The following is a 20371-nucleotide window of genomic DNA, read 5'->3' as shown; positions in this document are numbered from 1 at the left end:
TGCCAGGTCTCTCGCCCGATGTGCACCGCAACACTAGGAAGACCGTGCAGCGCAAAACGAAGAACGTCCATAAGTCACTGAAAGTAAAAAGGTAAATCTGTCACATTTGTAAAATTAAATCGGCGCTAATTGAAAATCATGAAAATCATTGTGCAGGCGCGAAAGAACCATAAGCTGGAGGAAAGCCCGCTAATCATAATAAAGGAACAGGGCATGGAGGCGCTTGACCGTAAGGCGATGCTGGGGCCGAAGATCCGCCGTTTCCGGACCGATCTCGGCATGAGCCAAACGGAAATGGCTGGCGAAATCGGTATTTCGCCAAGCTACCTCAATCTGATCGAGCACAATCAGCGGCCGGTCACAGTTCCGCTATTGTTCAAGCTCGGGCAGGCTTTCGAGCTGGACCTGAAACAGTTCGCCGAGGATGACGACGCCAAGACCATCGCCGAGCTGGCCGAGGTGTTCAGCGACCCGCTTTTCCGGGACCAGCCGGTCCGTCCAGCCGAATTGCAGGAATTCGCCGCCCACTCGCCAAACGCGGCGCTGGCCATGCTGCGACTCTATCAGGCCTACCGTCAGGTTTGGGAGAATGCCCGGACCGGCGCGTCCGCCGCCGGGCGCGATCCGCTTCCCGATCCCGGCCAACCGCTCTCACCTGTCGAGGCGGTGCGAGACATGCACCAACGGGAAGCCAACCATTTTCCGGAACTGGAAGACGCGGCAGAAGCTCTCTGGCAGGAGGCCGGGTTGGAGCGCAACGACCTATTCCGGGGATTGACCCTGCATCTCTTCAAAAAGAAAGGGCTCGCGGTGAAGGTGATGCCCGTGCATGTCATGACCGACACGCTCAGGCGCTACGACCCGCATGGCCGCCGCATCCTGCTGTCGGAAGCATTACTGCCATCGGGACGCTGTTTCCAGCTCGCGGCCCAGATCGCTGCTCTGGCGGATCACGATCTGATAGAGACCGTCATCGACCGCCTCAGACCAGACGACGACGAAACCCGTAACCTGCTGTTCGTCACCCTCTGTAATTACTTTGCAGGCGCTGTGTTGATGCCCTACGAGAGTTTCCGGACGTCGGCACAGGAACTCCGGCACGATCTGGAACTGCTGCGCCGCCGCTTCGGTGCCAGCTTTGAGCAGGTCTCGCACCGGCTGACGACGTTGCAACGGCCGGGCGCGCGGGGCATTCCGTTCTTCTTCATCCGGGTCGATGCCGCCGGCAACGTTTCAAAACGCCTCAACGGTGGTGGTTTCCAGTTCGCCCGCTATGGCGGCACATGCCCGCGCTGGGTGGTGCATGAGGCCTTCCGCACTCCTGGTCAGGTGCATACCCAGATCGCCCGCATGCCGGACGAGACCACCTTCTTCACCATTGCCCGGACGCTGGACAGCGCCGGAGGCTGGCACACGCAGTTACAGCCGCAATTCGCTGTAGGCCTCGGCTGCGAGATCAGGGATGCGAAACATCTGGTTTATGCGGATGGGCTGGACCTGCCGAAAGCGACCGGCGCCACACCGGTCGGCGTCAGTTGCCGGCTGTGCGAGCGGCTAGATTGCAGCCAGCGCGCCTACCCGCCGCTAAACCGGACGATCCGGGCGGATCAGCATATGAAGAAGGCATCGGCTTTTACCTTCGAGAGCTGAGGGAACAGAGCGTATCGTGCAATGTCCCGAGGGCGATCCTTCACACGTTTCAAAGTGGCAGGAAGAGCCTGAGAGTGCTGGCAATGTGCCTTCACGCATTATCATCAGGGAGGCGCATCAGGACCCTCGGCACATGCAACGCCAACTCATCAAAAACCAGACGAATAAGACGGCTGGTGTAAAGCTCCCGATGTGTCACAAGCCAGACCGGGACTGGAATTCCCTCGGCCTCAGAAAGAACCGGACGCAGGCGGGGTGGTTGAGACGCAAGCTCTTTTGTGAATAAACCAACCCCCAGCCCGGCTTGAACGAGCGCCATATAAACCGTGCCACTCTCCGACGTTATAGCGATGTTATCGCTTGTTATGGTGATGCCCATATTATCAAGCGCCGCAAATAACCACTCCGGGTTCTCAACTCCGATAAAATCAAGCCGTGAGATATCCGCTGAAAGTTCCGGGAACCCTTGCGCTTCCAGGTATTCAGGAGACGCGTACAGTTGAAGCTTTGGCTCACATAGCAGTTTCGCAATGAGATCGGGCTGCTCCGGCCTCATGTGCCGGATAGCAATATCGGCTTCCCGACGCTTTAGATCGCTTATTTCATTTGAGGCGACCACATCAATTTTTACCCGGGGTTCCTTCTGCCGGATGGCTTTGATGATCCGAGGAAGGTGATAAGTGGCCATCACATTGGTCGCGGCGATTGTAACGCGCCCCTCAATGGCTTGCGATTGGCCGGACGCGGTCAGAGAGATCATCTCGGCAGCCACGCCCATTGCTTCGAAATGTTCAAGAAGTTCAAGGCCTGAAGCGGTGAGGACGAGCCTGCGACCAACTCTTTCGAACAGCGTGACCTCAAGGTCTTCCTCAAGGCTTGAAACCTGTCGGCTTAGCGTCGGCTGTTGTTGCTGAAGGACCCTTGCCGCGGCGGACAATGACCCCTCTTGAGCCGTTGCCAAGAATGCGCGCGCCTGATTCCAATCAAAATTGAATCTCTTCCCCTTCATCGCTTTAAGCATAAGCGAAATAGAAATTCAGGCAATATTTAAGCGATTAATACATATGTAAGGTGCCGAACATGACGAGCGGGCCACCAATGGTTGCTTGCTTCGATCAGGCACAATTACCGAAATAGACACTTCATGAAAAAATTGAACAGGCAGGAATGGGCGCTACTCCTCATCATCCTCGTCTATTCTTTCATTCCGGCCGTTGGCGGATTGTTCCGAATATTCGAATTCGCGGGAGGACCGGCAATCGCGCCCGGAAATCCGCGCGCCCTGGCGTCTCCCGCACCAATCATTCTGCATATTTTAAGCAGCTCCCTGTTCTTGCTCTTGGGCGCTGTACAATTCTTGCCGGGCATAAGGCGGCATAGCCCTGCAATCCACCGCACTCTCGGCCCTGCAGTCGTCGTTTCAGGCTGCATATCAGCGGCAACCGGAGTGTGGATGACCCATTTCTATACATTCCCATCAGAGCTCCAGGGCGTTTTGCTCTATTGGGCGCGTATTTTTCTCGGCTTATCCATGATTGGCTTGATCGTCTGCTCTGTCGTCGCAATCAGGTCTCGAAACATATCCCTGCACGGCGCGTCAATGTTCAGAGCCTATGCCATCGGCCAGGGCGCTTCGACACAGGCATTCATGGGTATCGGCTGGATGATCCTGTCCGGAACGGAGGCGCTTGGACCGGTCCGTGAGGGCATCATGCTGTCTGCCTGGATTCTCAATTTTCTGGCCGCCGAATATTTGATCGGCAAATTCCTAATGCCAAAGAATTTGCCAGTTGAGACAAAAAGCCTCCCAAGCGGAGATCATTGACGGCGGACATCGAGCGCACGCGACTCCGGTGGTACACTAGGAATATCTCAACGACACAAAAAGCCAAAAGCCGTGTAACAGACAGGCATCATCCTTGAGCCGTCCTCTCGGACAAGACGGAGTCGCCACCTCCTTCGAGGCTCGTGCTTTAGGCGCGAACGAAATGAATTTTATCGAACCGCCTCCGCAAGGCAGCCACCTCCGGCGCCAAAGCCGCAGGGTCGTTCGCTTTCAGTGCCCGGGCCACGTAGCCCGCGATCTCGGGAACATCCTCAACCCCAACACCCCAGCGGACCAACTCCGGCACGCCGATGCGCAATCCGTTCAAGTCGCCCTCAACTGACGCTATGGGCAGACCTATACCGCAAGCGAGAAAGCCTGCTTCATACAGCCTCTTGGAAGCCGCCTGGCCGCCGCCGAACGCCGCCGCCTCGACCGCAAACTGGTGCGAGCCGGTGAAACCGCGCTCGGCTGCATGGACCGGCATACCACCCTCGGCAAGCGCTGCGGCGAAGGCCTTGCTGACCTTGACCATCTCCGTCGCATAAGCAGTACCGAACTCGCGCCAGTCGAGCAGGGTGATGGCGAGAGCCGCCGATTTGCCAGCGTCGAAATTCGCCGTCATGCCCGGGAAGGCGATGGCATCAAGCTTTTCGGCAAGAGCGGCATCATCGGTGACGATCAGCCCGCCCGCCGGACCGCCGAGGCTTTTGTAAGTGCTCATCGTCATGAAATGAGCGCCTTCTTTCAGCGGGTTCGGCCAGGCGTCGCCAGCGATCACGCCGCATTGATGCGCGGCATCGAACATCACCTTGGCTCCGACTGCATCGGCAATTTCGCGCACACCGGCGACGGGATGGGGAAAGAGGTTGATACTGCCGCCGACGGTGATCAGCTTCGGACGGACCCGTTCGGCGAGGGCTTTGAGCCCGTCCAGATCTATCGTGAAATTGTCCGGATCAATCGGCGCTTCATGAATATCGAGGCCGTAGAGTCCGGCGCAGCCCGCGTTCAGATGGGTCACGTGACCGCCAATCGAGGCCGGAGGCGCGATAATCGCATCACCCGGTTTGCAGGTCGACATGAAGCCATAGAGGTTTGCAATCGCTCCAGACGGCACGCGAATCTCTGCAAATCCGGCGTCGAAAACTTCGGCTGCAAGCTCGGCGGCGATGACCTCGATCTCCTCGATCGCCTCAAGCCCCATCTCATATTTGTCGCCGGGATAACCGAGCGACGGGCGGCTGCCGAGCCCGGCCCCGAGAGCGGCTTCGGCCCGCGGGTTCATGACGTTGGTGGCGGGGTTCAGATTGAAACAATTACGCTCGTGGATATCCCGGTTGTCGGCAATAAGCGCATCAATGCGCGCGGCTACATCAACGGAGGGCGCAATCTCAGTACGTCCCGCGATCGACATGACCAGTGCCTCGCACGTCTCCGGCACCCAGGCTCTCTTGCTCAACATAACCCGCTCCTCTCCGCTGAATTTCGCTATTCAGCCTTAGCGTCTGGTGACGTGCAAACCAGATTTGCTATATTTCAGAGGCAGAAAAACTAGGCCTCGAATATGTCACTCTCTCCGCCCCGCCCGAAAGGGCCACCACTCAACGCGTTACGCGCCTTCGAAGCTGCCGCACGTAACGGGAGCTTTGCCACCGCCGCCGAAGAACTTTCGGTCACACCCGGCGCCATTGCGCAGCACGTTAAAAGCCTGGAAGCCTGGGCAGGCTCCCCCTTGTTCGAACGGCGCTCGCAAGGCGTCCGGCTTTCTCCGCTCGGCTCTGATGTTCTCGAGGATTTTTCCGAGGCGTTCGACCGGCTCGGAGAAGCCCTTCAGAAACTCCGCACCCGCTCAGCCCCGACGAAACTGCACATCGCCGCCCTTGCCTCTGTCGCACAGCTATGGCTGACGCCGCGCCTACCGGCCCTTCGCGCCCGCTTTCCCGGTATCGCCTTCTCGATCACTGCACTTGAGCGCAGACCAAACCCAAAGCGTGAGCCGTTCGATTTGAGCTTATTCTTCGAGGAAGAGCGGGACGCTACTGCCGCAGGGATGATTGTTCTCGACCAGGACCGGCTGATCCCTGTCTGCGCGCCGGCCCTCGCTGCGGGATTGAAGACACCTGCCGATCTCAGCGGCTCGACATTCCTGCATGACGCAACATGGTCCTCGGATTGGGAGACTTGGCTGGCGGTTGCTATGCCCGGGCACCGGATCAAGACTGTGGGACCGGCATACTCTCTCTACAGCCTCGCTGTCTCTGAGGCTATTGCAGGTGCCGGCATCCTGATCGGTCATGAGTCGCTCATTCAGGATGCGCTCGACAAAGGCTCCCTGGTGCCGCCGTTTCCATCAAAGGTGGGAACCGGCCGTGTACTCGCTCTCGCAGCAGCACAGTCGGGGGTCGCATCCCCCTTGATACCTCCTCTCATCAAGGCCTTGAAAGGGCTCGTACCGTTTCGAAAACTCCAGCGGGATTGAATACCCACTCTACATCAAGCGACCGAAATCCGGGGTTTCTTGTAAAGCGTGCGTTAACTCATGCACTCATGTAGGGTGCTTAAAAGAAAACCCATGGACCGGCATCCATAGGGAGCTTCAGTTGAAGGCGCTTTTAAAAATACTGGCACTGGCGTCAGCTCTATTCCCAAGTCTGTTTGATCCGGCCCCGGTTGCCGCACAAGGTGATCCAAAGTTTATCGAACTGGATGCCTTTCATAGCGCCAATCCGAAGGAGAGGGGCAAAGCAGAGGCTTTCGCGCGACGAATTTACGGGGCGGCAGGTCACCTCAAGGTATCGGTCGAACGACCCGTCACCATCCACATCATCTATCCGGGTTTACAGCGATCTGATTATTGGCGACGCAGCGTCAAATCCTTCACCGCCCGCATGGATGAAATCGGCATACCGCACAAGATAACCGCGCTTTTTACCAAGAGCGCGGACGATCTCCGGCTACAGGAAAAAGCCATCGGTGAAGTGCTCCGTGAGAAGCCGGATTTTCTCATCTTTACCCTCGACGCGCTGCGCCATAAGGGAATGATCTCTCGGGTGCTGGCCTCCGGTGAAACGCGAGTGATCCTGCAAAATATCACGACACCACTGACCGATCTCGGCCCGCCATCCCCCTTGCTCTATGTCGGCTTCGATCATGGCGTCGGTTCCATGCTACTTGCAGACGAGCACATTAAACGGGCAGGTAAGAAGGCGCGGTATGCCATCTTCTACGGGCCTGTGGGTTATGTCAGCAAGATGCGCGGCGGAACTTTCAAGCGGCACATTTCCTCCAAGACCGATTACAAACTCGGCGCAGAATATTATGTCGGTTTCGACCGGGCACGCGCCCGCGAGGCCGCTCTTGGACTTTTTCGGATCGACAAGAATTTCAGTTTCGTCTTCGCCGCCTCGACAGACATCGCGCATGGCATCACGGATGCCCTGGATGAATTAGGTCTTCTCGGGTCCATCACAGTCAACGGCTGGGGCGGCGGCAGCACAGAAATTACTGCGATACAGAATCGCGAGATCGACTTCACGGTCATGCGGATGAATGACGACAACGGCGTCGCTATGGCTGAAGCGATCCAAATGACTCTGGAAGGTGAAACACACAATATCCCTCAGGTCTATTCAGGCAGTTTCTCGATGGTGGATCAAACAACCTCCGACACAACGCTGGAAACACTGATCGACCATGCCTTCCGGTACTCGAGGTAACGCCTACCTTGACGCGCCACGATTTCAGATATTCGACGATTATCGCCGCCGCGTCCTTCGGTGCGATGCTGGCTATATCCGCCATTGTTGTATGGCTCGGGTTTTGGTTTGCGAGCCGGACACTTGATGCGGAATTTGAGCGTCGTCACCTGCATTACCAAAGGCTGGCAGAACTCCATTTCAGAACCCAGCTTGGGCAATTGGGGAGTTTTCTTCGCGTTCTTGCCCACAATGGCGTGCTGGTGAGCCAGTTGAGAGAAGGTAACAACAGTGCAGTTGAAGGGCTTCTCGGCAACGCCTTCTTCGAGCTGGACAGCGGCGTCCTCGATATTCTCTTCATTGATCCCGGTAGCGGCGAACCGATCATCGATGTCAGTTCAAGCCCTTATGATAGCGCCTCAATCGTTCGAAACGCTGCGGCAACATCACAGTCGAGATCACCGCGCCTCATAACGAGTCAAATGGCTGACGGCACAAATGTTGTCGCATATGTCAGCGGCCTGCAAATCATCGACCCGTCAAGTCGGGCTGTCACAGGACGGCTATTCGGCGGTGTTATCCTGAACGATAATCCGCGCCTTCTGCGCGATCTTCTGAACGACACGGATCTCAAGAGTGTTGCCTTGCTGATTGGCGGCAAGATGATCTCGGAAATCTCGTCATACGACGAGGCCGATAAGGACGGGAATATTGGAGCTGAAAGCGGCAATCCCACGACCGGGGTAAAAATCACCATACCGTTTACGGTTACGAATGATGGCCCGGAGACGATTATTGAAGCAATCCGTTCCGTAGATCCGATTGCCGATCTTAAGGAAAACTATCTGCAACTGCTTCCCATCGTAATCGGCCTGATCATCGTTCTGGCCGCCATGCTCAGCGGTTTCATCCGGCTGGTGACCATGCGCTCGTTGACCAAGCTGTCGCACTATGCGGACGCAGTCGCGGCAACGATCGAGGGCGGCCGCCACATCCCGCATTTCCAATCGGGCCCGATAAAGGAGTTCAATAGTCTCGGCGACACAATCGAACGGGTTTTCAGTGCGTTCCGGCAAAGCGAATATCGCGCGGAATCGGTTATCGACCGAGCGCCGGCAGCAATTTTCGCCAAGGATCTGGACGACCGTTACATCATTGCCAATGCCCAGTTCCTATCCATATTCGATCTCCGTAAGGAACAAGTGATTGGTGAGGCGAGCGAAAATCTGTTTCCCGATGAATTTGTTGCGGAACTGAAAGCCTTCGAGACATCAGCCGCGAAACGGGAGGACGGCACAGCTGTCGAACTCACCGCACCGACAACTGCCGGAGAAAGGGCCTTTCTCGGTATCGTTTTCCCGCTCCGGGACGATAGCGGCACCATCTATGCCTATTGCACAATTCTTGCGGATATCACGGAACGAAAAAGGGCAGAGATCGGTCTCCGGCATGCAAAGGAAGAGGCTGAATTCGCAAATTCCGCAAAGACCAATTTTCTTGCCGGCGTGAGCCACGAACTTCGCACCCCCTTGAACGCGATCATCGGATTTTCCGAGATGATCGTACAGGAGGTACTCGGGAAAATCGACAACCGGAACTATGTCGAATATGCGGAGTATATCCAATCAAGTGGCCACCATCTCCTGAGCCTGATTGGGGATGTGCTTGATCTCTCGGTCATCGAGGCCAGCGGAGAAGCCGTTCGCGAGGAAGCACTCGACATTGAGAAATTGGGCGATGATTGCGTGAGAATGATTGCCGAACAAGCGGATGCTGCCGGCATCGAGATCTTCACCGACATCAACCTGAAGGGTCACGCCCTCAAGGCCGATGCGCGGCGCATACGGCAGATCCTTCTCAATCTGCTGACCAACGCGATTAAATTCACACCGCGAGGCGGACGCATTGAGTTATCCGGTCATCTGCAAACAGACCGCCGTGTCCGGCTCACTGTCACTGACACCGGCAGCGGCATGGACGAGATGACCAGGACACATGCTTTCGAGCCTTTCATGCAAGGCAATTCAAGTATGGTGCGTAAGGCCGAGGGTGCCGGCCTCGGGTTAGCACTGGTCAAGAAGCTGACAGAACTGCACGAGGCGGAGCTGGATTGTGTCAGCGCGCCAAATAAGGGCACGACGATCTCGGTCCTCTTCCCCGCTGTCCGCTCTGTCGCGGCGCCGCCTCTGTTCCGGATTAAAGAAGCCGGAGAATGAAAAAGGCGGCACCGCATGGCACCGCCTTTTAGAACAGTCTTTGGATCACCCACCCGACAAAAACCTATCAGGCACGGTCCGGCGTTTAGTAGTCCAGGAAGCTCCGGAGTTTCCGCGACCGGCTCGGATGCTTCAGCTTGCGCAGAGCCTTCGCCTCGATCTGGCGAATACGCTCACGCGTGACGCTGAACTGCTGGCCCACTTCCTCAAGCGTATGGTCCGTGTTCATGCCGATACCAAAGCGCATGCGCAGCACGCGCTCTTCACGCGGTGTCAGGCTGGCGAGCACACGGGTCGTGGTCTCACGCAGGTTGGCCTGGATCGCCGCATCAAGTGGCTGCACCGCGTTCTTGTCCTCAATGAAGTCACCGAGATGGCTGTCTTCCTCGTCACCAATCGGCGTCTCGAGGCTGATCGGCTCCTTGGCGATCTTCAGGACCTTGCGGACCTTCTCCAGCGGCATCACCAGCTTCTCAGCCAGCTCTTCCGGGGTCGGCTCGCGACCGATCTCGTGCAGCATCTGCCGAGAGGTCCGGACCAGCTTGTTGATCGTCTCGATCATGTGGACCGGGATACGGATAGTCCGTGCCTGATCCGCGATAGACCGAGTGATGGCCTGCCGGATCCACCAGGTGGCGTAGGTCGAGAACTTGTAACCGCGCCGATACTCGAACTTATCCACGGCCTTCATCAGACCGATATTGCCTTCCTGGATCAGATCCAGGAACTGCAGGCCGCGGTTGGTGTATTTCTTGGCGATGGAGATCACGAGACGCAGGTTCGCCTCGACCATTTCCTTCTTCGCCCGGCTCGCTTCACGCTCGCCCTTCTGCACCGTCTGCACGATGCGGCGGAACTCACCGATAGGCAGACCGGCATCTTCGGACACGGCGGACATACCGTCACGCAACTTGGCAATTTCAAGCTCATTGCGCTCGACAAACTTGCTCCACCCCTTGCCGGACAAGCCGCCAACGCGCTCTGACCAATCAGGAGCCAGCTCGTTCCCGAAATGCTCTTTCAGGAAAACACCACGGTCGACCCCGGCCTTTTCCGCCATCTTCAGCATGCGCATATCCATGCCGGTGAGATGACGGTTGAGGCTATAGAGCTGCTCTACAAGCGCTTCAATACGACCGTTGTTGAGCCGCACGCCTTCCATCAGGTCAACCAGTTCTTCGCGCAGTTTCTCATAGCGGCGCTCGCTCTGGGCGGTAAGTTCCTCACCCTTCTGAAGGCGCTGGAGGCGCTTGTCCTGGACCTTCTTCATCTTGCCGTAGGTATCGGCAATCTGGTCGAATGTTTCGAGTACTTGCGGCGTCAGGGCCGCTTCCATGGCGGAAAGAGACATATTGTTCTCTTCGCCATCTTCATCTTCATCGTCGTCATCGGACTGCTCGCCGGAAGCGCGTTCCTCATCGGACTTGACGACGCCGTCCTCGGCCTCGTCATCCTCGGACTCTACATCCTCGGACTTGGCATCAGCCGACTTTGTATCGGCCGATTTGACCGCGTCGTCCTCGATTTCGGCCTCGGGCTCGTCCTCATCGCTCGCGCCGTTTTCAGCATTTTCGCGGTTGGCCGCAGCGTTGGCGTTGGCGTTCTCCTTCGCCTTCGCGCCTTCAGGAGTAGCGCCATAGGTCGCATCAAGGTCAACGACATCGCGCAGGAGAACCTTCTCCTCCTTCAGCGCGTCACGCCACTGGATCAGCGCCTTGATGGTCAGCGGGCTCTCACAGATGCCGCCGATCATCATCTCGCGGCCAGCCTCGATCCGCTTGGCGATGGCAATTTCGCCTTCGCGCGACAGCAGCTCGACGCTCCCCATCTCGCGCAGATACATCCGTACCGGATCATCCGTGCGGCCTACATCGTCATCTGCGACGTTGCCGGCCACTGCCTTCTCGTCTTCGGCCTTCGGCTCCGGGCCGCTCTCTTCCTGTTCTTCGTTCTCGACGACATTGACGCCCATCTCGCTGAGAGCGGACATCACATCCTCGATCTGTTCGGAGGACATTTCCTCCTGGGGCAGTGCCGCGTTCACCTCGTCATAGGTGAGGTAGCCGCGCTCCTTGCCCTTTTTGATCAGGTTTTTGACAGTCTGATTGACATTGTCGATCAGCGGGCCGTCCGCGTTATTCTCTTCGCGGTCCCGGTTCTCGTCTTCGTTCGCCAGCGATTGCTTCGCCATTCGTTCGTCGACCTCTCCAAATGCGCCATCGCCCCAACTGGGGGCGACCCGCCGTTATCTTATGACCGACCCATGTCGGTCTCTTCGAGTGCGGAGCTGGAATTCAGCGAAGCCAACGCCGATCTTAGGGACGCCAACCGATTCCAACTCGCCTCGCTAAATTCTTCCGCCACGGCCCGTTCGGCATCGGCCAGCTGTGCCTCAAGCTGAGGCTTTCCGATGCGAGCCAGCAATTCAGTCAATCCCGCGCGTGCCTGAACAAGCGACGCGCTGCGCCGCGCGAAAGCCGCGTGGCCCAATGTCTCCCCACCAAGAAGCCCGTTGCAGGCATCCGACAACCCCAACCGCGTCAAATGGGAGATTAACCCCTCAGTGTCAAGACCCGAATCGGCAAGCGCAATCTCTATGATCTGCTGCCGCAACTTGTCAAGGAAGGGATCGGCGAAGGAAAGTGCGCCCACAGTCTCGCCAAGTTCATCAATCAGACCCGGATGATTGATCAGGGCCGCGAGCACAATTTGCTGCTGCCGGTTCGCCATCACCGCCGGTATATTCGATCGATTACCCTGAACGAACGTCACGTTCTGATTCGACGGTTTGTTTCCGCGCTTATCGCCGCGCTTAAAACCGGTTCCGGTCTCTCGACCCGCTCGCCGCATCTCGCGAATCCGGTTCTCGACCATATCCGCGTAGCTTTCCTGGACCGTACGCTCACCGATTTCCTTGATACGAGCTCGCATCCGGGTCTGAAAATCGGCAATCCGTTCCGGTGTTGTCACCGGCTGTGCCGTCAGCTCCTGACGCCAAATGAAGTCGGACAGCGGCACGGCCGCGTCCAGCACATCGCGCATCGCCTTGGCGCCGTGCCGGCTGATCAGGTCATCCGGGTCCTGCCCCTGCGGCAAGGTGACGAAGCGCAGCGAATGACCCGGCTTCAGCATCGGCAGCGCCCGGTCGGCAGCACGGGCAGCGGCACGCATGCCGGCGGTATCTCCATCGAAACAGACGACCGGCTCACTCGCCAGCTTCCACAGCTCGGCGATCTGGTCCTCGGTCAAAGCCGTGCCAAGCGGCGCGACGGCTTGCGGGAAGCCGCCCTGCGACAGCGCGATCACGTCCATATACCCTTCGGCAACAATGATCTCTTCCGATTTACGGGCCGCCTCGCGCGCCTGCGCGAGACCATAGAGTACGCGCCCCTTGTGGAAGACCGGTGTGTCAGGCGAGTTCAGATACTTCGGCTGCCCGTCCCCCAGGATGCGGCCACCGAAGGCGATGACCCGGCCGCGCCGATCGGTGATCGGAAACATCACCCGGCCACGGAAATAATCATAGGCATCGCCGCCGCCTTCCGGCTTGCGCAGCAATCCGGCTTCGATCAGCAGGGCCTCGTCAATGCCCTCAGCCTTCATCGACTGGGTCATCGCCGTGCGGCTGTCCGGGGCCCAGCCGAGGCGGAAATGTCCGATGGTCTTGGCCGACAAGCCGCGCCCTTGCAGATAGTCGAGTGCTTCCGCACCGCCCGGTCCGGCGAGCTTCTGCTCAAACCAGTTGCAGGCATGCTCAAGGACGTCGTGCAGAGTGTTACGCTGCTTCGACCTTTCCCGCTCGGCAGGGGTTTCCTTGGGCACCTCGAGGCCGGCCATTTCCGCCAGCTTCTCGACCGCCTCGGGGAAGGCCATGCCTTCGTTTTCCATGACGAACTTGATGATATCGCCATGCGCCCCGCAGGCGAAGCAGTGATAGAAATTCTTGTCGTCGACGACATTCATCGACGGCTTGCTGTCGGTATGAAAAGGGCAGAGACCGATGAATTCCCGCCCGCGCCGCTGCAGAGTCACACGCCTACCGACGACTTCGGAGACCGGCAGTCGGGTTCTCAATTCATCAAGGAATTGCGGCGGAAAGCTCATCGCACACAGCACATTGTTCTGCCCTCGCAGAGGGGGCGAAGAATAGTGAACCTCGGAGGCATTCCGGTCAAAAAAATTCCCGGACCAAGATTTCTCGGAAAATTGTCAGGTCAGGCGAGCATCTGACGGACAAGACCACTGGCCTTGGAGAAATCCATGCGGCCGGCATATTGCTCTTTCAGGGCAGCCATGGCGCGCCCCATATCCTTGAGCTCTTTCGCGCCGATTTCCCGCACAACGGATTCGACGGCCTCAGTCATCTCCGAGTCACTCAGCTGCTGCGGCATGAAACGGCGGATGACTTCCATCTCGGCCTTTTCCTGCTCTGCGAGCTCCAGGCGGCCGCCTTCTTCATACATCCGGATGGATTCGGTCCGCTGCTTCAGCATGGTCTGCAGCATGGACAGGATTTCATCTTCGCCAATGCCGTCCGACTTACCGTTCGTCCGGCCGGCGATATCGCGATCTTTCAGGGCAGCCAGAATCAACCGGATGGTGCTGACTGCACACTGATCCTTGGATTTCAAAGCCTCTTTCAAGGCGTCACTGAATGCGGCGCGCAACATTTTGCTAATACCCCTAGCCTTTTCACGGCGAGTTTCTGAAAAGACCCGCTCGCGAATTCGCCTACACCATCGACATCGCGGCGCAAAACGCAAGACACATTTCTTAACTTATTGAATTTATTGAATTATACGTAAAACAAGGCTCTTGACCTGCGGCTCAGCTTTCTTTATCAAAGCGCCACCGAAGCGCCCGGCCTGGCCTGAATTGACATTAAAATGTCGAGTAAGCGGAAATCCCATGAGATCCTCCGCGGTTCACGTATGCCGGAACCGCAGCGATTCACGAGGGATATTCGCAATGGCGCAGCCTGCGACCGCCGATAACGCTAAACCCGACTTCGCCTCCGTCACCAAGCCGGATGGCGCAACCGCCGTTCTCATGCTTGCAGATGGCACTCTGTTCTGGGGCCGAGGATTGGGCGCCGCGACAATCCGCGTCGGCGAAGTTTGCTTCAACACCTCGCTGACCGGTTACCAGGAGATTATGACTGATCCATCCTATGCGGGTCAGATCATCACCTTCACCTTTCCGCATATCGGCAATGTCGGCGCCAACTCAATGGACGTCGAGACCACCACACCGGCCGCCCTCGGCCTGGTATTGCGCGCCGACATGACCGAGCCATCGAACTATCGCGCCGAACGGCATTTCGATGACTGGCTGAAAAGTTTCGACCTGCCGGGCATCAGCGGCATCGATACGCGGCGCCTGACCCGGCGCATCCGCGATGGCGGCGCCCCGACCGGCTGCCTCGTCCATGCTCCGGACGGTGTGTTCGATCTTGATGCTCTCTGGGAGAAGACCCGCGCATGGCCGGGTCTGGAAGGCATGGACCTGGCGATCCAGGTTTCCTGCCGGCAGACTTATCAGTGGCGCGAAGGCACCTGGGAATTCGCGCGCAAAGGGGTCAACGGCGACGACAGTTTCGAAGCAGAGCCCGAGATCAAGCGCCATGTCGTGGCAATGGACTTCGGCGCCAAGCGGAACATTCTGCGTAACCTCTCCAGCCTCGGCTGCAAGGTCACCGTGGTTCCGGCAGACGCAAAGGCCGATGACATTCTGGCACATGAGCCGGACGGCATCTTCCTGGCAAACGGGCCGGGCGACCCGGCGGCGACCGGCGAATATGCCGTTGCGGAAATCAGCAAGCTGATCGAGAGCGGCAAGCCGGTCTTCGGCATCTGCCTCGGCCATCAGATGCTGGCTCTGTCCCTCGGTGCGAAGACCGAAAAGATGCACCAGGGCCACCGCGGCGCTAACCATCCGGTGAAGGACCTGACCACCGGCAAGGTAGAAATCACCTCGCAGAACCACGGTTTCGTCATCAGCGAAGGCAGCCTGCCGGACGGTGTGGAGATCACCCACCGCTCACTGTTTGACGGCTCGATCGAGGGCATCCGCCTGACGGGACGCCCGGTCTTCTCCGTCCAATACCACCCCGAAGCCTCCCCCGGGCCGAAGGACAGCCATTACCTCTTCCAACGGTTTGTCGATCTGATCGACAAGGAAAGCTGAGCGGCGCCATGCCCAAACGTACAGACATCCAGTCCATTATGATCATCGGGGCCGGCCCGATCATCATCGGTCAGGCCTGCGAGTTCGACTATTCCGGCGCACAGGCCTGCAAGGCCCTGAAGGAAGAAGGCTACCGGGTCATCCTGGTAAACTCGAACCCGGCCACAATCATGACCGATCCGGGGCTCGCCGACGCGACCTATATCGAGCCGATCACGCCCGAGATGGTTGCCCGTGTGATCGAGAAGGAAAAGCCGGACGCGCTGCTGCCGACGATGGGCGGCCAGACAGCTCTGAATACAGCCATTGCGCTCTCCAAGGACGGCACGCTGGACAAATACGGTGTCGAGCTGATCGGCGCCAAGCTGGAAGCCATCGAGAAGGCGGAAGACCGGCTGCTGTTCCGTGATGCGATGGACAAGATCGGTCTTGATTCACCACGCTCCAGCCTCGTGCATTCGGTCGAAGAAGCGATGGATGCGCTAAACCATGTCGGCCTGCCAGCCATCATGCGCCCGTCCTTCACCCTTGGTGGCGAAGGCGGCGGTGTTGCCTACAATGTCGAGGAATACGAGCAGATCATCCGCAACGGCCTGCGCGCCTCTCCGGTCAGCTCCGTGCTGGTCGAGGAAAGCGTGCTCGGCTGGAAGGAATACGAGATGGAAGTTGTCCGCGACAAGGCGGACAACTGCATCATCATCTGCTCTATCGAAAACGTCGATCCGATGGGTGTCCATACCGGCGACAGCATCACTGTCGCCCCGGCCCTGACGCTGACCGACAAGGAATACCAGCGGATGCGTGACGCCTCCCTCGCGGTGTTGCGCGAGATCGGTGTCGAGACCGGCGGCTCCAACGTCCAGTTCGCCGTCAATCCGGAGAATGGCCGGCTCATCGTCATCGAGATGAACCCCCGCGTTTCCCGCTCCTCCGCCCTCGCCTCCAAGGCCACCGGCTTCCCGATTGCAAAGATCGCGGCCAAGCTGGCAGTCGGCTACCTGCTGGACGAGCTCAGCAACGACATCACCGGCGGCGCGACCCCGGCAAGCTTCGAGCCGACCATCGACTATGTGGTCACCAAGATCCCGCGCTTCACCTTCGAGAAATTCCCGAACGCAGTGCCGCTGCTGAGCACGGCAATGAAATCCGTCGGCGAGGCAATGTCCATCGGCCGGAGCTTCCCGGAGAGCTTGCAAAAGGCCCTGCGCTCCATGGAAACCGGCCTGACCGGCCTCAACGAAGTCAATATGCCGGGCGTCGGCAGCGACGGCGTCGATCAACAGCGGGTACTGGCGGCGCTCAGCGAGCAAACGCCGGACCGGTTGCTGCGCGTGGCCCAGGCCTTCCGGGCAGGTCTCTCGCTGCAGGAAATCCAGAATGCCAGTCACTTCGATCCCTGGTTCCTCCGCCATATAGAGGAGATCGTGGCTGTCGAAGCGGAAGTCCGCGAAGCCGGGCTACCGACCCATGCGAAGGATTTCGCCCGGCTGAAGCAAATGGGCTTCTCCGACGCCCGGCTCGGCGAGCTGACAGGCACGGAAGAGGCCGACGTGACGGCGGCCCGGCACGCGCTGGATATTCGTCCGGTCTACAAGCGTATTGACACCTGCGCGGGCGAGTTCCCCTCACCAACGCCCTACATGTATTCCTGCTATGAGAGCAACGGCTTCGAGCCGCCGGAATGCGAGTCCGATCCCACCGATGCCGAGAAGATCGTCATTCTCGGCGGCGGCCCGAACCGGATCGGCCAGGGTATCGAATTCGACTATTGCTGCGTCCATGCCGCCTATGCGCTGTCCGAGGCCGGGTACGAGACCATCATGGTCAACTGCAACCCGGAAACCGTCTCGACCGACTATGACACCTCCGACCGGCTCTATTTCGAGCCGCTGACCGCCGAGGACGTGATTGAGTTGGTCCGCAAGGAACAGTCCAACGGCACCGTGAAGGGCGTCATCGTGCAGCTCGGCGGGCAAACCCCTCTGAAGCTCTCGCAGGCTCTCGAAGATGCCGGCATTCCGATCCTTGGCACATCGCCGGACGCTATCGATCTCGCCGAGGATCGCAAGCGCTTCCAGGCGCTGCTGAACGATCTCGGTCTGCGCCAACCGGCGAACGGCACTGCCTTTACCGTCGAACAGGCAGAGGCCATTGCCCGCGAGGTCGGCTACCCGGTTGTCATCCGCCCGTCCTACGTGTTGGGCGGCCGGGGCATGGAAATCGTGCATGAGCCGTCGCAGCTCCGCCGTTATATGGAAAAGGCCGTCATCGTATCGGGCAAAAACCCGGTGCTGGTTGACAGTTTTCTGCGCAGCGCCGTCGAGGTCGACGTGGATTGCCTCTCCGACGGCAGCCAAGTCTATATCGCCGGCATCATGGAGCATATCGAGGAAGCCGGTATTCATTCAGGTGACAGCGCCTGCTCCCTGCCGCCGCAAAGCCTGCCGGAAACCGTGATCCAGGAGATCCGGCGTCAGGCGACCCTGTTGGCCGAAGGCCTGAAGGTGGTCGGTCTGATGAACACCCAGTTCGCTGTCAAGGACGGTGCGGTCTTCATCCTCGAGGTGAACCCGCGCGCCAGCCGGACCGTGCCCTTCGTCGCCAAGGCGACCGGTGTGCCGATTGCCAAGATCGCCAGCCGCATCATGGCCGGCGAGAAATTGGCCGACTTCCCGCTGCCGACAAAGATGCCGGATCATGTCGCGGTGAAGGAAGCCGTCTTCCCGTTCAACCGGTTCCCCGGCGTCGATGTCATTCTCGGCCCGGAAATGAAATCGACCGGCGAAGTCATGGGCATCGACAAGGATTTCGGCCGCGCTTTCGCGAAAAGCCAGATGGCCGCGAGCACACATCTGCCAGCGTCCGGTACGGTGTTCGTATCCGTGCGCGACGAAGACAAGGCGGAGATCGTCAAACTGTCTGCCGATCTTGCGGAAATGGGCTATCAGCTGCTGGCGACCGAAGGCACGGCGAATACCCTGAAAGAGGCTGGCTTGCGTGTCGACCGGACCAAGAAAGTGCTCGAGGGCCGACCGCATATCGTCGACAACATGTTGTCCGGACACGTCGATCTGGTGTTCAACACCACCGGCGGGGCCCAGGCGATCTCGGACAGTTTCAGCTTGCGTCAGACCGCACTGACCCACAATATTCCTTATTATACGACGGTCGAAGGTGCCCGGGCCGCTGTTCAGGCAATGAAAGCGATGCGGGCAGGTCGCCTTGAAGTCGCACCGTTGCAATCCTATCTATCCGGATCGTTTTGACGGCCGGCGATAGGATCCGGCGCCACCGGTGACTCTTGCTCGGGAGAGCAGGTTACCTTTGTTGAGCTAATTGAGTGAGAAACCGAGGTCGGTTTAATGGAAAAAGTCCCGATGACGGCGCAGGGTTTTGATCGTCTCAAAACCGAGTTGAAGCAGCTTAAAACTGTGGAGCGCTATGAGATCATCAAGGCCATTTCAGAAGCGCGCGAACATGGCGATCTTTCGGAGAACGCCGAATATCATTCCGCGCGCGAGCGCCAGAGCTTCATCGAAGGTCGCATCCTAGAACTTGAGGACGCGACCAGCCGAGCCGACGTCATCGACACAGCCAAACTCGGCGGCGAAACGGTAACCTTCGGGACCATTATCAAGGTTGCGGATGAAGATACGGACGAAGAGCAAACCTTCACCATTGTCGGCCCATACGAGACCGACATTTCGAAGGGCTTTATCTCGACATCCTCCCCTATCGCCCGCGCGCTGATCGGCAAGAAGGTCGGGGACAGCGCCGAGGTGACGACTCCGCGTGGATCGAAAAGCTACGAGATTCTCAGCATCTCCGTGATGTAATTCCGGCACGGTACTGGAACGCATGAACAGGGAGCCCGAAGCGGGCTCCCTGTTCTTTTTGCCAAACCTATTTGCCAGTCTTCGTTGTGGACAATCGCAAACACACTAAGATGAAAAATGAAGTGTATTTGCGGAGCAACAAAATGACCGAAATTTACCTCACCGGTATCCTGCTTGCCTTTGGTGCCTTTGGCCTTGGTATGTTGAGCCCTGGACCGAATATCCTTGCGGTGATCGGCACCTCAATGTCCACGGACCGCAAAGCCGGCATGGCCCTCGCTCTCGGGATTGGCAGCGGCTCGCTCCTCTGGGGAATGATGACTCTGTTCGGGTTGACGTCCCTCATCGCGCTCTATGCCTCGCTGATGACCGGCATCAAGATCGCCGGGTCCCTCTACCTGCTCTGGCTTGGCATCAAGTCCTTCCGATCGGCCCTCTCCGCAGTTCCCATCACCGTCCGGGGCGTAACCGGTCAAAGGTCAGCTTTCGGGTACTTCCGGCGCGGTCTGTTGATACAAATGACCAACCCGAAGGCAGCACTGACCTGGATTGCCGTCATGTCTCTGGCCATGGGAGCGAACACACCCTTCTGGGTCGGTGCAGCAGTCGTAACCGGCACCACGGCCATCTCGATGTTCGGCCATCTCGGCTACGCCCTTGCCTTTTCCACGACGCCGATGGTCGCTGCCTACGGCAAGGCACGACGCTGGATCGACGGCGGTCTCGGCTGCTTTTTCTGCTTTGCCAGCTACAAACTGATCACCAGCCGGACCTGACGTCCTGAAGCCACGGGGGGCAGCAGCGCACTTGACAGGCCCCGCCGCCCTCGTCTATTTCAATGACCAGCGCCGATTTGAGACTCAGATTGCGGGCGCTTAATAAATGCGGCTAAAGAGGGATTTCGATCCGTCCGGCGCCGCCGCGACGGATTTTTTTGTTTCAGGCTTGGTCCAGCCGATT

14 protein-coding genes are annotated in these 20371 nt (G+C 58.5%); 9 read left to right on the top strand and 5 right to left on the bottom strand.

Annotation, left to right across the window (positions count from 1 at the left end; translation table 11 throughout):
• The first annotated feature begins 138 nt into the window (after positions 1-138).
• A complete protein-coding gene (locus ABJ076_RS06755) occupies positions 139-1650 on the top strand; it encodes a short-chain fatty acyl-CoA regulator family protein (protein WP_348194432.1) in 1512 nt (503 codons plus the stop codon).
• 91 nt (positions 1651-1741) lie between these two features.
• On the opposite strand, the gene ABJ076_RS06750 is transcribed toward ABJ076_RS06755, so the two are convergent.
• Entirely contained in the window at positions 1742-2671 is a 930-nt protein-coding gene (locus tag ABJ076_RS06750; RefSeq protein ID WP_348199002.1) for a LysR family transcriptional regulator, read from the bottom strand.
• A 123-nt stretch (positions 2672-2794) separates the two neighbouring features.
• On the opposite strand from ABJ076_RS06750, the gene ABJ076_RS06745 reads away from it, so the two are divergent.
• Positions 2795-3475: a DUF2306 domain-containing protein gene (locus ABJ076_RS06745; RefSeq protein ID WP_348194430.1), complete on the top strand. Its 681-nt coding sequence runs from the start codon at positions 2795-2797 to the stop codon at positions 3473-3475.
• A gap of 148 nt (positions 3476-3623) precedes the next feature.
• Here ABJ076_RS06745 and ABJ076_RS06740 read toward each other — a convergent pair whose 3' ends face one another.
• The gene (locus ABJ076_RS06740; protein ID WP_348194428.1) at positions 3624-4940 is read right to left on the bottom strand and encodes a beta-eliminating lyase-related protein; all 1317 of its coding nucleotides are present in this window, start codon (positions 4938-4940) and stop codon (positions 3624-3626) included.
• A gap of 102 nt (positions 4941-5042) precedes the next feature.
• Here ABJ076_RS06740 and ABJ076_RS06735 point away from each other — a divergent pair, with 102 nt between their 5' ends.
• The 3 genes from ABJ076_RS06735 (at position 5043) to ABJ076_RS06725 (ending at position 9389) form a co-directional block, all read left to right on the top strand.
• Positions 5043-5957 carry a LysR substrate-binding domain-containing protein gene (locus ABJ076_RS06735; RefSeq protein ID WP_348194426.1) on the top strand — a complete coding sequence of 305 codons (915 nt, stop codon included), beginning with the start codon at positions 5043-5045 and terminating at the stop codon, positions 5955-5957.
• Positions 5958-6078: 121 nt separating this feature from the next.
• Entirely contained in the window at positions 6079-7194 is a 1116-nt protein-coding gene (locus ABJ076_RS06730; RefSeq protein WP_348194425.1) for a substrate-binding domain-containing protein, read from the top strand.
• Between the two features lie 8 nt (positions 7195-7202).
• Positions 7203-9389: an ATP-binding protein gene (locus ABJ076_RS06725; RefSeq protein WP_348194423.1), complete on the top strand. Its 2187-nt coding sequence runs from the start codon at positions 7203-7205 to the stop codon at positions 9387-9389.
• Positions 9390-9474: 85 nt separating this feature from the next.
• On the opposite strand, the gene rpoD is transcribed toward ABJ076_RS06725, so the two are convergent.
• From rpoD to ABJ076_RS06710, 3 genes are all read right to left on the bottom strand, one after another.
• The gene (gene rpoD / locus ABJ076_RS06720; RefSeq protein ID WP_348199001.1) at positions 9475-11580 is read right to left on the bottom strand and encodes an RNA polymerase sigma factor RpoD; all 2106 of its coding nucleotides are present in this window, start codon (positions 11578-11580) and stop codon (positions 9475-9477) included.
• A gap of 59 nt (positions 11581-11639) precedes the next feature.
• Positions 11640-13493 carry a DNA primase gene (gene dnaG / locus ABJ076_RS06715; RefSeq protein ID WP_348194419.1) on the bottom strand — a complete coding sequence of 618 codons (1854 nt, stop codon included), beginning with the start codon at positions 13491-13493 and terminating at the stop codon, positions 11640-11642.
• Positions 13494-13603: 110 nt separating this feature from the next.
• Positions 13604-14059, bottom strand: a complete 456-nt coding sequence (locus ABJ076_RS06710) for a GatB/YqeY domain-containing protein (protein WP_348194417.1) — start codon at positions 14057-14059, stop codon at positions 13604-13606.
• 298 nt (positions 14060-14357) lie between these two features.
• Here ABJ076_RS06710 and carA point away from each other — a divergent pair, with 298 nt between their 5' ends.
• The 4 genes from carA (at position 14358) to ABJ076_RS06690 (ending at position 20187) form a co-directional block, all read left to right on the top strand.
• Positions 14358-15575, top strand: coding sequence for a glutamine-hydrolyzing carbamoyl-phosphate synthase small subunit (carA, locus tag ABJ076_RS06705; RefSeq protein WP_348194415.1), 1218 nt, complete (start codon positions 14358-14360; stop codon positions 15573-15575).
• An 8-nt stretch (positions 15576-15583) separates the two neighbouring features.
• The gene (gene carB / locus ABJ076_RS06700) at positions 15584-18841 is read left to right on the top strand and encodes a carbamoyl-phosphate synthase large subunit (protein ID WP_348194413.1); all 3258 of its coding nucleotides are present in this window, start codon (positions 15584-15586) and stop codon (positions 18839-18841) included.
• 96 nt (positions 18842-18937) lie between these two features.
• Entirely contained in the window at positions 18938-19411 is a 474-nt protein-coding gene (gene greA / locus ABJ076_RS06695) for a transcription elongation factor GreA (RefSeq protein ID WP_348194411.1), read from the top strand.
• Positions 19412-19554: 143 nt separating this feature from the next.
• The gene (locus ABJ076_RS06690) at positions 19555-20187 is read left to right on the top strand and encodes a LysE family transporter (RefSeq protein ID WP_348194409.1); all 633 of its coding nucleotides are present in this window, start codon (positions 19555-19557) and stop codon (positions 20185-20187) included.
• Positions 20188-20371 lie beyond the last annotated feature (184 nt).

It is taken from the genome of Nisaea sp. (assembly GCF_039990255.1).
Taxonomy (GTDB): Bacteria; Pseudomonadota; Alphaproteobacteria; order Thalassobaculales; family Thalassobaculaceae; genus Nisaea.
The sequence above is the reverse complement of the archived record's forward strand: the minus strand, read 5'-3'. Positions and strand labels throughout refer to the sequence as shown.

What these genes read in the sequence shown, in the direction of transcription:
- ABJ076_RS06755 (WP_348194432.1), top strand. Translation starts at nt 139, where the DNA reads ATGAAAATCATTGTGCAGGCGCGAAAGAACCATAAGCTGGAGGAAAGC.
- ABJ076_RS06750 (WP_348199002.1), bottom strand. Translation starts at nt 2,671, where the DNA reads ATGCTTAAAGCGATGAAGGGGAAGAGATTCAATTTTGATTGGAATCAG.
- ABJ076_RS06745 (WP_348194430.1), top strand. Translation starts at nt 2,795, where the DNA reads ATGAAAAAATTGAACAGGCAGGAATGGGCGCTACTCCTCATCATCCTC.
- ABJ076_RS06740 (WP_348194428.1), bottom strand. Translation starts at nt 4,940, where the DNA reads ATGTTGAGCAAGAGAGCCTGGGTGCCGGAGACGTGCGAGGCACTGGTC.
- ABJ076_RS06735 (WP_348194426.1), top strand. Translation starts at nt 5,043, where the DNA reads ATGTCACTCTCTCCGCCCCGCCCGAAAGGGCCACCACTCAACGCGTTA.
- rpoD (WP_348199001.1), bottom strand. Translation starts at nt 11,580, where the DNA reads ATGGCGAAGCAATCGCTGGCGAACGAAGACGAGAACCGGGACCGCGAA.
- dnaG (WP_348194419.1), bottom strand. Translation starts at nt 13,493, where the DNA reads ATGAGCTTTCCGCCGCAATTCCTTGATGAATTGAGAACCCGACTGCCG.
- ABJ076_RS06710 (WP_348194417.1), bottom strand. Translation starts at nt 14,059, where the DNA reads ATGTTGCGCGCCGCATTCAGTGACGCCTTGAAAGAGGCTTTGAAATCC.
- carA (WP_348194415.1), top strand. Translation starts at nt 14,358, where the DNA reads ATGGCGCAGCCTGCGACCGCCGATAACGCTAAACCCGACTTCGCCTCC.
- carB (WP_348194413.1), top strand. Translation starts at nt 15,584, where the DNA reads ATGCCCAAACGTACAGACATCCAGTCCATTATGATCATCGGGGCCGGC.
- greA (WP_348194411.1), top strand. Translation starts at nt 18,938, where the DNA reads ATGGAAAAAGTCCCGATGACGGCGCAGGGTTTTGATCGTCTCAAAACC.
- ABJ076_RS06690 (WP_348194409.1), top strand. Translation starts at nt 19,555, where the DNA reads ATGACCGAAATTTACCTCACCGGTATCCTGCTTGCCTTTGGTGCCTTT.